This is a genomic window from Aerococcus sp. HMSC062A02 (assembly GCF_001809535.1).
In the GTDB taxonomy this organism is placed as follows: Bacteria; Bacillota; Bacilli; order Lactobacillales; family Aerococcaceae; genus Aerococcus.
Genome location: NZ_KV797938.1, coordinates 35,365 through 49,522 on the forward strand (window position 1 = coordinate 35,365; position 14,158 = coordinate 49,522).

The window sequence follows — 14,158 nt, forward strand, 5'->3', positions numbered from 1 at the left end:
TCACTGTAGTTGGGGTCTTATCGTCTTGATTCTTAACAATAAGTCCAGTGTCTTGAGGCTCATCAGTTGGCTTAACGGTCTTAGGTGTGCCTTCAACCGTGGTCTTAGGACGTTCAACGACTAAGTCTGTCCCTGGAATGGTGTCTTTCGAGCCATCTGGGTAGGTAATAGTTGCGTTACCCTTGTCATCAACTGTTACAGTTGTTGGAGTTTGACCTTCCTTAGGAGCAGGGAACTTGTCCTTGTTGGCGTCTTCGATAGCCTTCTTAACCTTGCCTTGTTCTTCAGGAGTTAAGTTGGTCTTATCTTCAACTTCAGTCTTGGTTGGAACAACTGGGTCAGTCAAGTCTGCTTGAGTCTTATCTGTACCATTGTCGTCGCGGCCGGCTTCGTGGCCTTCAACTGGAACGACGAAGTCTTGTTTACCTTCAGGTAAGTCTTTGTCTTCAACCGTCACGGTGATTGGGCCATCAACCTTGGTGCCTGGGGTTACGGAAACTTTGCCTGTTTCTGGGTCAACAGTTACAGGAACGTTATTGCCGTCTTCGTCCTTGGCAGTCACTGTAGTTGGGGTCTTATCGTCTTGATTCTTCACAACAAGGCCAGTGTCTTGAGGATCGTTAGTTGGCTTAACTGGCTTAGGTGTTCCTTCAACCGTAGTCTTAGGACGTTCAACCACTAAGTCAGTACCTGGGATGGTGTCTTTCGAGCCATCTGGGTAGGTGATGGTAGCAGTACCGTCTTTGCCTACTTCAACTGTAGTTGGCTTTTGTCCATCTTTAGGAGCAGGGAACTTGTCCTTGTTGGCGTCTTCGATAGCCTTCTTAACCTTGCCTTGTTCTTCAGGAGTTAAGTTGGTCTTATCTTCAACTTCAGTCTTGGTTGGAACAACTGGGTCAGTCAAGTCTGCTTGAGTCTTATCTGTACCGTTGTCGTCGCGACCGGCTTCGTGGCCTTCAACTGGAACGACGAAGTTTTGTTTGCCTTCTGGGAGGTCCTTGTCTTCAACCGTTACGGTGATTGGGCCATCAACCTTGGTGCCTGGAGTTACAGAAACCTTACCAGTTGTTGGGTCAACGGTTACTGGTACGTCATTACCGTCTTCATCCTTAGCAGTCACCTTAGTTGGGGTCTTGTCGTCTTGGTTCTTCACAACAAGGCCGGTGTCTTGAGGTTCGTCAGTTGCCTTAACTGGCTTAGGTGTGCCTTCAACAGTTGTCTTAGGACGTTCAACCACTAAGTCAGTACCTGGGATGGTGTCTTTCGAGCCATCTGGGTAAGTGATGGTTGCGGTACCGTCTTTGCCTACTTCAACAGTTGTTGGTGTTTGACCATCCTTAGCAACAGGGAACTTGTCTTTGTTGGCGTCTTCGACTTTCTTCTTAACTTCAGCTTGTTCTTCTGGGGTTAAGTTAGTCTTGTCTTCGACTTCGGTCTTAGCTGGGACGGTTGGTTCCGTTGTATCAGCTTGACTAGGAGCTGGTTCGCTAACAGTTACAGTGACAGGTACAGTATCTTTTGAACCGTCTGGGTAAGTCACTACAACTTGTTTCGTTACCTTGTCGCCTGGTTTAGCGTCTTTAGGTACGTCAACATGAACAGTACCATCTGGATCGACGGTTACACCTGTTTCACCTTCAGCTGGACTGAATGTTGTGTTTTCTGGTGCTGGAACTTCTTTCCCGTCCTTATCCTTGAAGACTGGTTTGTCAACAGTGACCTTGTCGCCTGCTTGACCATTGGCTGGTTTGTATTCTGGTTCAACAGTAGCTGCGGTTTTATTTTCAACCTTAACAGTTACAGGAACTTCTTCGCTAGACTTATCTGGGTAAGTTACTACAACAGTAGCTGGTTTGTCACCTGGGGTCTTAGTATCGACTGCTTCCTTGTAGGCAACTTTAGTACCTTGTGGAAGGTCTTTCAAGTTGGCAATAGAATCTTCAGCTTTAGGTGTTTCACCGACTTTGACGGTTTGGTCCTTAGCTTGTGGATCGTTCTTTTCTGCGTCGGTCTTCTTAGTAGCATTAGCCACAATCACTTCGTCTTTGGTGATTGGGGTGTTAGCTGCGACGGACCATGTGATTGGTTCCTTGTAGTCCTTAGCCTTGGCTGGGTCGATGGTGGCAGCTGGGTACTTGTCGGCTGGAATGCCCTTGCCGTCTCTGACGTGGAGAACTTTTTCTGGAACTTGGGTGCCTTCGCCAGCCTTGAGGGTTACCTTGTGATAGCCTTGTGGAACTTCTGCGTTGGGATCAGTCGCTTCGATCACGTCAGGACGTTGGCCTACGTTGAAGGTAGCTTCTGCTTGGTCAGTGGTCTTGTCGCCGTAAGTGACAACGACTGGGACTTTAACCGCCTTGCCTTCGTCAGCAGCTGCAGGTGTGTAAGTCACAACCCCTGTCTTAGGATCGATCTTAGCGCCCTTAGGAGCACCCTTGCCTAAAGCGAAAGTTGCGCCGGCTGGTGTGTCTACTGCTTTATTGGCGCTGTCTTTAAATGTTGGTGCTTTCGAAGCAGCTTCTTGACCAACATTGGCTTCAGTTGGGGCATAGCTTGGTTCTAAGGCATCCTTATCTTGTTGTTTCACCGTGATTGGGGCCTTAGATTCCGCCTTGAGTTCGCCATTCTTACCTGGAACAGTGACTTCAACCTTCTTACCGTCATGGTCTTTCTTGGTTAAAGGTGTTTCTGGCGTGTAGTTAGGTACGTCTTTGAGGCCAAGTTTAATGCCGTACTTGCCGAATTCTTCTGGGCCAACAACTTTTTCCGCGCCATTAGCATCGGTTAATTTCACCTGGGTGCCGGCTGGATCAAGCTTGTTGTCGCCTTCCTTGCCTTCAGTGTAGGCCTTCTTGGTTGGGTCTTGGACGATTTCAACCTTAGCGATTCCAACATTGGCTTCGTTGAAGGCTTTATCTTCGTAAACCGAGTGGTATTCGCGGGTGTCGCCTTTAAGCCCTTGTTCGATTGGGGTATCCTTGGCTAATTCATTGTCAAAGATTGGTTCCCATGATGACCATTTCTTAGCTGGGTTGTCTGCAACTGGGTTAGTTGGAACAACTTGGTCGAATTTCTCTTGGATAGCTGGATCGTTGAACTCGGTCCCCTTGAGAACGTCGAAGGCTTTCACCTTAGCATTGTCCACAAATTTACCAGTCACTGAACCATCTTTAGTATCCGCATTGAATTTCAGACGCACATAGCCTTCTGGAACTGGGGCGTTTGGATCAGTCACGTCCTTGATCTTGTCTTGGGCAGCTACATGGATTGGTGCAGTAGTATTATCCTTTGAGCCATCCTTGTAGGTGACAACGACTGGAACATCAACTGTCTTATCAGCGTCGCCGGCCTTAGGTGTGTATTTCACAACCCCTGTGTCAGGATCAATTGTTGCACCTGCTGGAGCGTTGTCGCCTAGAGCAAATTTAGCCCCGGCTGGTTTGGCGGTGTCCTTACCCGCCTTGTCGGTGAATTTAGGTGTTGAAGATGCTTCTTCGCCGACTTTGCCTGGGACTTCGGTGTAGACTGGATCAAAATTGTCTTTTTCTTCAACTTTGTCGTACTCAGCTACGAAAGTCACAGGTTTACCAGCTTCAAGCGGTGTAGTGTAGTCTGCTAAATCTTTAGCGTAAACTTTAGTATTTTCGTTGTTTGAATTTTCCTTCCAACCCTTGAATGGTTTAGCTGGGTCATTTGGCGTCACATTTGGAACGACTAATGGCGCAGCAGAACCCTTAGAGTCTGCAATAGCTTCTTGGATGGTCTTGCCTTCCAAGATGTCATAGTAAACTTCTTGGTTATTGCCATCGAATTTACCACCATTACCTGGCAAGAAGCTGACACGAACGTAGCCTCTCTTCACTTCGTCATCTTTGTTTACTTCCTTAACTGGTGGACGGGCCATGAAGGAATCCGCATAAAGGGCTTCGGTCAACTTATTGGCCTGGTTGTTAGAAGCGAAAATAGCTGATGTATAGATCACATCATCTTCTAAATCATTTGGCACGGTAATTGGAATTGAACCGTATTCACCCTTCTCATCAGTAGTGAATTCTGTTGCAGTTCCAACTGGCTTACCGTTTCTAAACCATCTTTGCTTGTAAGGTTGGCTTGGGTGAAGTCCCTTAGTGGATGATTGAGCAGTATCACCAGGACGAGCAAATTTCGCATTAGTATCGTAATTTGTTACATCATGAACTGGTTGAGCAGCCAACAGGGCAAATTGAATCCCGCTAATATCAGTCCCCGCATTTAATTGACCCCCGATAGAGTATGATGTTTGGAACATATTGTCTTCGTACATCTTCATCCAGGTGTCGCGGTTACCGGATAATGGGTAAACATAAGAGTAGTCGTAGTTGATATGGCGTGCCTTCAAGTTCACGATACCATCCCATGGCCGTGAATCTTTATGGGTCACTTCTTCATCTTTGACAACTGTTCCATATTCCTCATCGCTTACTCTATTGGCAACAGCAGCGATAGGATTTTGACGGTCTCTTGAAACGCCGTAAAGACCCTTGAATGGAATACGGAAGTTCCCGTCTTTATCAACCTTACCAACAACCGTTTCAGCAATGGCTGACCCCTTGCCATATTGTTGTTCGTATTCAGCAATGATTTGTTGTTGGGCTGCCTTGAATTGGTCATGGGTATAACCCTTGTTGGCTGTCTTCCAAGCATCGAATTGGCGGGCAACATGGTCGTTGACATATGAACCGACAACTTCCATACCAGTAGCCCAGATATCCCCGTTACCAGGTTGGCCGAGGTATTCGTTGGTTACCCCACCGTTTGTTTCGTTAACTTCATACCAAACCTTACCGCGCATTACCCCATAGTTACCGTCTTCTGGCCAGTAACCTTCAGGGGTATTGGCTCTTACCCATTGGTCTTCAGGTTTAGCTAACCAACCTTCAACGTTTGGTTTTCTTTGGTATTGGATAACCCCGTTAACAATCCGGTTGATACCAGCAGTGAAGTCCCAGTTTTCTTGGGTCCGGTCCAAACGAGTTTGGAAACGTGCCCCGTACATATCCCCGGACTTAACTACAGAATAACCTTCCATAGGTGACGCCCAAGTTCTTACCCCGAAGTTCGCATCGCCAGCTAATTTATACTGGGTCACCGAACCATCGGCTAAGATAACTGGACGGGATAAGTCAAAGATAAAGGATCCATCTGGTTTAACTACTGTATAGAAGATAGGGGAAACAACGCCCTTACCATCTTTCCATTGAAGATAAACTTTTTGGCCAGCAGCAGGTACATCGCCCTTATCTTTATCACCAAATGCCGGTTCATTTTCGATCCAGGCTTGACCACGGTAAATTTGGGTGGCTTCTGGATTTTGACCAGTGGCATCAATGGCGTCCGCTTCACTGGTTCCACCACCTGTAATGAGTTCAGTCCCGTTTGCAGCTTCGGCAGGGACATTGTCTGGAGTGTTGATTGGCAAGGTTAAAATATCATAACTCTTATCAGGATAAGTTACTTTCACATGAGCTTCCTTATCCCCTTTTTGAGGTTTTTTAACCCATTCATAAGTGGTTCCTTTAGGCAAGCTTGCCTTGTTAGAAACAGCTTCTTCAGGCTTCTTCTCTTCAATAGCACCAGCTTTTAAGCTAAAAGTTAAATCAGCTGTTGGAGCCGGTTCATTGGTATCTTTGGCTTTTTTATCTTCAGCAGCGAAGAATTTCAATTCGCCAGCTTTTTCGTTTTCGTCTGCGGCATAGTGACCAGCACGAGCTTCAGACTTCTTATCAGCCTTAGTTTTTTTCTCAGCTTTCTTCTCTTCAGCTTTTTCAGCTTTTGGCGCTTCTTCAGCCTTCTTATCAGCTTCTACCTTTTCAGCTTTTGGTGCTTCTTCAGCCTTCTTCTCAGCTTCTGCTGGTTTTTCAGCTGGGGCTTCTTCGGCCTGCTTCTCAGCTTCTGCAACAGGAGCTGCTGGCTCTGCTGGCGTTTCGGCTACAGGAGCGGCAGTTGTTTCAGCTGGTGCTTCAACTGCTACTGTATTCTTCTCAGCTTCGAGGGCTGCGGCTGCAGCGGCAGCTCGGCGCGCTTTTTCCTCTTCTGTTTCTTCCGGTTGTGTGAGGGCACTTGTATTGCCAGTTTCTGCTGCGGCTACTTCAACCACGGCAGCATCACTGGTAAACAGCAAACCAGCTGCGACCGCAACCGAGGCCACCCCGACACTGAGTCGTTTGATGGAATAGCGGTAGAACTTGTCTGCCTGCTTTTCCTTTTTGACCTGATAGTTATTCTTACCTACCATATGTCTCCTCCTTATAAAATAAACACAATGCAATAATGAAATATTTGTTTAAATGGATTATATAGTTCTTAATAAATGAATAAAAATAGCACAAACTTATTTCATGAAATCTATTTCTTGATACATGGACCAAAGATTGATTATACAGGCTTTCATATCGGTTACAGAAATTGGCTTTTATGATGAATTAATATAAGACCAGTTTTTGTCCTTAATCAGAACACTATTGTACTTTTGTTTGTCATTTATTGCCTTCCTGATTCAATCTTTGAATCACCATTGATCAATAAGCCTTGTCTATCAAGGTTTTCACTTTCCATCACTGGGGTTCTCTATTAAACAATCGAACATTATTGTGTTTTGTTATTATGCGGACCTATAATAGAAAAAATCCGATTAAACTTTCCTCTTCTTCCTAAGCCCAACTAGCACTAGCCCCGATCCCGCATTATCGCTTGCCTTAATGCCGGTGGTCCAAGGGAAACTGCATCTTCTCCTAGGTTAATGCAGTTTCTAGGCAAGATACTGCATCTTCTTCCGCGTTAATGCAGTTTCTAGGCGTGATACTGCATCTTCTCCTGCGTTAATTCAGTTTCTCTAGCCATTACTCCCTTTTTTTCTAACTTTTAGGATTTTTCATGATTCAAAAACTAAATCCTCACTATTTCACCTGAGAAAGTGACAGATTTTTGTGCTTATGTCGGTATCTCTCCCACTTACCGACAGAGCCCCTACCCTTATGTCAGTTTCTCCTTAAGATACGGACAAAACGCCTCTACTCTTGTCCGCTTCGCCACAAGATACGGACAAAACGCCATTTCGCTTGTCCGCACCACTACTCCTCTAGCTATCAGAGCCTCAACAATTGACCAATAAGCTACAAGACAGCCCCAGCCGTCTTGCTCCTCTTAATACACAAGGAAGGGAGGCACGCGCCTCCCCTCAACCCTATCAAAACAAAAAAGCACCCCGCTCCGTGCGAGGTGCTCAATCTGAAGGCTAGTCAGCAATCCCCATTGCGATTAGTCTTCTTTTTTCTTTTTGCCGAGGGCGAGTAAGCTGCCGACTCCGACGAGGGCGAGGGATAGGCCGCTCGTTAAACCTGCGATAGCGCCGGTTTGTGGGAGTTTGCTTTGGGCTTTGGCTGGAGCTTGTTGAGCTTTGCCTTGGTCCTTAGCGGCTGGCTTGAGTGCGACTTGACCTGGTTTAGCTGGGGTCTTGTCTTCTGTCTTACCAGGTTTTTCGACAGGGTCTTGAGCAGGTGCTGGCTCGTCCTTGGTTTCATCTTTGCCTTCTGGTTGAGGTTCAGGCGTTGGTCTTGGCGTAGGTGTCACGCCGCTGCCGCCCTTGCCTTCAACCGTCACAGTGACGGTGACGCTTTCGCTTGAACCATCAGGGTAGGTCACAATGATTGATTTTTCGATCGTGTCGCCTGGCTTGGCGTCGGCTGGGACTTCGACAACGACTGCGCCAGTTTCAGGGTCAACAGTGATGCCGGTTTCGCCTTGGCCTGGCTTGAAGCTGGTGCCGGCTGGTGGGTTCACGACTTTGCCGTCTTCATCTCTGAAAATTGGTTCGCCGACTTCCACCTTGGTGCCTGGTTGACCGGTACCTGGTTTGTATTCAGGCTCGTAGATGTCCTTGTCTTGCTTGGTCGCTGGGGTGTGTCCAGTAACCGTGGTTTCGACAGGGTCGCCGGTCCGAGTTTCCACACTGCCATCTGGATTGGTGTAGTCCTTAGATGGGATCACAGAAATCTTGTCGCCGCTGCCTTGGCGAGGAACTTCAATCGTGAAGTCGCCGTTTTCATCCGAAGTGCCGGTGCCGATGGTCTTGCCGTCCTTGTCTTTGACTTCAACAGTTGAATTAGGAACGGTGGTCTTACCAGTCACAGTGGTCTTGTCTGAACCAGGCTCGTTCTTGGCCCCTGGGTTAGTGATTTGTGGGGTTTCCTTAACGATGGTTTCAGCGCCACCACGCGGATTGCCTTGGTCATCCTTGACAGGTGTGAAGTTGCCCTGGTCATCCTTCTTGCCAGGTATGACAGTCACCTTGTCGCCAGGATTTTGCTTAGGTACGTCGATCTTAACATTACCCTTGTCATCGGAAGTGCCGGTGCCGATGGTATTTCCATCTTTATCCTTAACTTCGACTTCGGTGTTTGGCGTGGTCTTGCCGGTTACCGTGGTGGTGTCCTTGCCTGGTTCGTTTTCGGCGCCGGGCTCGGTCACACGTGGGAAGCTGTCTTGGTCTTTCGGATCGGTACCGCGGTCATTTTCCTCTTGGTCGGTCCAGCCGTCGTTGTCATCGTCCTTGTCGCCTTGGTCGATGCCTGGGACGCTTGGATTGTTTGGATCTTGAGGCATGCCCGTATCCTTGTCAGGTTGGCCGTCCTTGTCGGTATCGCGGTAAACAGTGATAGTCGATTCAGCTTTCACTGGGTTTCCATCTGCATCGTTGACAGGCTTGCCGTCTTTATCTAGGACAGAAACTTCAACCGTAATGGTCCGTGTTTCTTCTTTTGGTGACCAGTCAGTAATTTCAGGGCTACCGGTCACTTGGCCGCTTTCAGGATCTACGGTAAGACCTGGATAAGTGTCTTGGCCATCGATGGTCACTTTGACGCTGCCGCCTTCTGGAACATTGTCCGCTTGAGGGGTCACTGGGGTAATGTCCTTACCTTCCAGGGCGTTTTGTGATTTTGGTGTGACTTCCACGCCGACAACGACTGGAGCATCTTCACTAACGGTGGTTTCGACAGGGTCGCCGGTCCGAGTTTCTGTTGAGCCATCTGGATTGGTGTAGTCCTTAGATGGGATGACAGAAATCTTGTCGCCGCCTTCTTGGCGTGGCACGTCGATGGTAAAGTCGCCGTTTTCGTCCGAAGTACTGGTGCCGATGGTCTTGCCGTCCTTGTCTTTGACTTCAACGGTCGTATTTGGAACGGTGGTCTTACCGGTCACAGTAGTCTTGTCTGAACCGGCTTCGTTCTTAGCCCCTGGGTTAGTAATTTGTGGAGTTTCCTTGACTACGGTTTCAGCGCCACCACGCGGATTACCTTGGTCATCAGTGACTGGGGTAAAGTTGCCTTGGTCGTCCTTCTTGCCAGGAATGACAGTCACCTTGTCGCCAGGGTTTTGCTTAGGCACATCGATCTTAACATTACCCTTGTCATCGGAAGTGCCGGTACCGATAGTCTTGCCGTCTTTATCTTTGACTTCCACATCGGTGTTTGGCGTGGTCTTGCCGGTTACCGTGGTGGTGTCCTTGCCTGGTTCGTTTTCGGCGCCGGGCTCGGTCACACGTGGGAAGCTGTTTTCATCTTTACCGTCCGTCCCACGGTCTTTTTCTTCTTGGTCGGTCCAGCCGTCGTTGTCATCGTCCTTGTCACCTTGGTCGATGCCTGGGACAGTTGGGTTGTTTGGATCTTGCGGCATGCCAGTATCCTTGTCAGGTTGGCCGTCCTTGTCGGTGTCGCGGTAAACAGTAATGGTTGATTCAGCTTTCACTGGGTTGCCATCTGCGTCACGGGCTGGATTACCATCCTTGTCTTGGACTTCGGCGGTTACCGTAATGGTCCGGGTTTCTTCCTCAGGCGCCCAGTCGGTGATTTCCGGTTGGCCGGTCACTTGGCCGGTTTCTGGATCAACCGTCAGACCTGGATAGCTGTCTTGGCCATCGATGGTCACTTTGACGCTGCCGCCTTCTGGCAAGTTCTTAGCATCTGGCGTCACTGGGGTAATGTCCTTACCTTCCAGGGCGTTTTGTGATGTAGGGGTCACTTCCACGCTAGATTCTGCTGGTGTTTCAGCCGGATTTGGATTCGTTACGGTCACTTTGACGGTTCGTTGGATAGCCTCGTCAGTTGGTTGACCTTGATCATCTTTTTGTCCAGTACCAGTCGAAGTAATTTCAACAGGGATTTCCACAACTTTTTCTCTTTCGCCTGGTTGGAAGTCCACATTTGGTGTACCAACTAAATTACCGTCTTCATCAACAGAGAGACCGTCGACTGGAGCTGGGGTTGAGACCTTAGCACCTGGTTTGTTTGGTGTAACAACCTTGGTGTCAGCTGGGACTTCTTGGCCGTTAGTGGCTGTGACGTCAGTCGTTTGCGCATCGAGGCCGTCCCATACTTTAGACGCGTCATCGTCGGTGTCTGGGATGCCGTCATTGTCATCGTCTTTGTCGGTCTTATCGGCTTGGCCGTCGCCGTCTGTGTCGCGGAGAACAGTGACATTGATCGGCTCAGTCGCTTCATTGCCCGCTGGATCGACTGCCTTGACGGTCGCTGAGAAGTCACGGGACTCATCTTGGTCGTCTGCCCATTGAACCGTCCCCGCTGGAACCGTTCCTTCGATCTGCTTGGTCTCAGGGTTGTAAGTCAAGCCCTCAGGTAGGCCGTCAACCGTCACTGTCGCTTCAGGATCATCGGTCGTTACAGAAACAGGGTCGATTGGCTGACCTTCTGTCGCTTGGATATCCTTGGCTGACACGGTGATGGATGGAGCGGTGGTGTCGGCTGGTGTCACAGGCGTCGCAGTCGCCACAAAGTCCTTAGGCGCTGAGATCACTTGACTTGGATCTTCATTCCATTGAGGATTTTCATAATTTTCCTTAGCTGTTAAGCTTGGAATTTCTTCAGCAGAAAGGCTGGCTTGGTCTTTGACATCATAGGCCTTCTTGCCAAAGTTATTAACCCCTTCCCCAGCTGTTAAAGTCACGCGGTGGTAACCTTCCGGAGTTGCTTCATCTTCCTTGCCAGTCCGGTCGATCACATCTGGTGCTGACACTTTGACTGGAGCTGTCACTTGGTCTTGGGACCCATCTTCATAAGTGACAGTAACTGGCACTTCAATCGTTTCCCCAGGTTGCTTAGAAGTTTCTGAAGCTGGAATGGTGATAGCACCGGTATTTGGATCGATGGATGCACCACGGGTTGGTGTAGTGATGGTGAAAGCTGGTTTGGCAGGGTCTTTGGAAAGTGGGACATTGTTGAAGTCAACGTCTGTTTCCTTACCTTCCAGATCAACTTGTTTAAAGTTTGGTTGTTGACCAGTGAAATCCTTACCAAATTCTGCTTCTTCTGATGCGTAGTTTGGTTGATACTTCTCTTGATCTTGACGATCATCTTTAATGGTAATTTCTGCATCTGCTGGTAGGCGTAAACCATTGTCAAAGGCAACTGATACTGGAACAACAATCTTTTGGCCAGGTTTAAGCTTAGCTGTTTCTGATGCTGGAACAGTAACTACACCTGTGTTTGGATCAACTGAAACTTGAATATCTTGTCCATCAACATTAACTGTTTCAAGAGGTTTATATTCTACTTGCACTTGGTCATTTTCATCAGTTGTAACAACACGCTCTACGTATTCATACTTAGGCGCATTTTGCCCTTGATATTTTGGTTCGTATTCTTTACCATCTTTATCCACAAATTTTGGCGTATCAGTTTTTGCTTCTTCGCCAGCTATTGTTTCAATTGGATGATATTTGACGCCTGGTGTTGCAATAAAGGAGTCAGCAGCCAGTGCTTCACCTAGGTCATCAGCGTTACTATTGCCATAGAATACAGCAGATGAATAGTTGGCAGGAACTGCTAAGTCAGCAGGAACCGTCATAGGTACTGAACCAATGCGTCCAACTTCATTACTATTTACTTCAACTGCTTCACCAATTGCTTTACCATCTTTAAACCATCTTACCTTGTATTGTTGGTTTGGAAGTAAACCTGCAGTTTCATTTTGAACTTCTTGGCCTGGTCGAGCAAAATTGCTTTGGCTATCAAACTCTTTAATATCATGGAGAGGTTGTGCAGCTAGCGCCGCAAAATTTACATTAGAAATATTATCTGCTGCAAGGTTATTTACCCCAACAGGTAAAGTACTATTATTGGTTAGGGCTTCAAACATATTATTCTGTGATGCATTACCCCAAATAGCATAATTATCAATCAATGGAGCAACATACATATAGTCTGTATTAATGTGACGATGTTTTTGCCCAACAGTACCATTCCACTGCATTAAGCTGCTATGGTTAACATCTTCATCACGCACAAGTTGACCATACTCTTCATCCGTAATCGTATGCGACACACTGGCACCAGAGTTTTGTCTGTAAGGACTAATCCCATATAGACCTCTGAATGGTAAGTAGTAGTCGCCATTGCTGTCTACTTTACCAACAACTGTTTCTGCAATATGAGAACCCTTACCATTTTCCGCTTCATATTCACGAATAATAGTTTCCTGAGCTTTTCTCAAATCTTTAACGCCATGGTTAGGATTCGCTTCTTTCCATGCATCAAAACGACGTGCAATCTCATCGTTCACATAAGAAGCCACAACTTGTGTCCCGGTTGCATTAACGTCCCAGGAGTCCTTCTTCCAACCTTCAGCGATTGACCCCATAGGATCCCCGTTTTCATACCAGACTTTCCCTCTTACGGTACCGTAATTACCAACATCTGGCCAGATACCGTCTTCATTTGGTGATGTTGTCCATTGATCTTTTGGTTTAACCAACCAATCGTTCATTAAGATTTTTTCTTGAAGGGCAACTTGACCATCGACAATACGGTTAATTCCGGCTGTAAAGTCCCAAGATTCATTGACACGATTCAAACGTTTGTGGAACCCATATTTGTGGTCACCAGGTTTAATAACATTATATTTTTCGGGATCAGGGTTCTGTGCCCAAGTTCGAATAGCGAAATCACCATTACCAGCTAATTGGAAGTGGTGAATGTTACCAAATTGATCAACTTCTGGTTTTTCAAAGTTAAAAGTAAAAGTACCATCTGGCCGTGAAGTTGTCTTATAGACATTAGAAACATAACCATCGGAGTCTACCCATTGTAGGAAGACATTGACGCCACCAATTGTTTCCTTACTTGGATTATTTAATTTATTGTAACGGTAAACATAGGCAGTCCCGGAGTAGGATTGTTTATCCCCTTTTTGACCAGGTGAGTAAATAGCGTTCGCTTCTACTTCTTGTAGGTCAACTGAACGGGTTGAAACATCTGCTTTCTTATTTCCGTTAGATTCTTCAGATGGCTTAGCGTCAGCTGTTTCAACTTCAGGCTGATCTTCAGTAGAAGCCGCGTAAGCTGTCACTTTGCCAGCATGATCTGATTTAGAGTCTTTCTCCACAGTATTTTCTGAAACAGGATTTACTGTTTCGGCTTCTTTATCTGCTGGTGCTTCTGTTAAAGCTTTTTCTTCTACAGGCGCTTCTTCTGTTACTGGAGCTGCTTCAGGAGCAGGTGTTTCTTCGATGGCAGATGTTTCTTCAGACGCAGGGGCTTCATCCGCCACTGGAGTATCTTCACTCACTGGAACTTCTTCCTCTGCAGGTGCATCTTCTCCAGCAACCGGAGTAACTTCTTCACTTGCATTAGTATCTTCTGCGGCTGCTGCTTCAACAACAACAGCATCCCCTGCAAATAATAGTCCGGCTGCTACCGCTACAGAAGCTACGCCAACACTTAAGCGCTTAATTGAGTAGCGATAAAATTTATTACTTTGCTTCTCCTTTTTCACTTGGTAGTTATTTTTTCCAACCATAGCTTTCCTCCTATTTTTAGTCAAAGCATATAATATCTTGCAATAAAGTTTTTGCTAGAAATAAATAATTGCCACTAGCGAGAGATTGCGTCACTTTAGTTATGAACTCTTAAGGAATATCTATAAAAAACCTTAAATACAAATAGGCTAGAATTAGCATCAGACCCATTCTTCTACATGAATATTAGCTCAATCGTCAGATCTTTCGGCAAACAGACTAATTATTATTTCTAACGCCACTTCACCAAATGTAATCCATTTGACAAAACTATCGTACAAAAAAAAAAAAAAAAAAAAAAAAAAAAAAAAA

2 protein-coding genes are annotated in these 14,158 nt (G+C 46.7%); both read right to left on the bottom strand.

Translation table 11 applies throughout. The annotated features are described in order from the left end of the window. Positions 1–6,274 (bottom strand): Rib/alpha-like domain-containing protein (locus HMPREF2626_RS07245; protein ID WP_070619453.1); only part of this gene is annotated, 6,274 nt, incomplete at its 3' end. A gap of 1,022 nt (positions 6,275–7,296) precedes the next feature. Beyond that, positions 7,297–13,848 (bottom strand): Ig-like domain-containing protein, encoded by a 6,552-nt coding sequence (locus tag HMPREF2626_RS07250; RefSeq protein WP_070619456.1) that lies wholly within the window; start codon positions 13,846–13,848, stop codon positions 7,297–7,299. Between the last annotated feature and the right edge of the window lie 310 nt (positions 13,849–14,158).

Excerpts from the sequence above, each read along its gene's own strand:
- HMPREF2626_RS07250 (WP_070619456.1), bottom strand. The coding sequence starts at position 13,848 with ATGGTTGGAAAAAATAACTACCAAGTGAAAAAGGAGAAGCAAAGTAAT.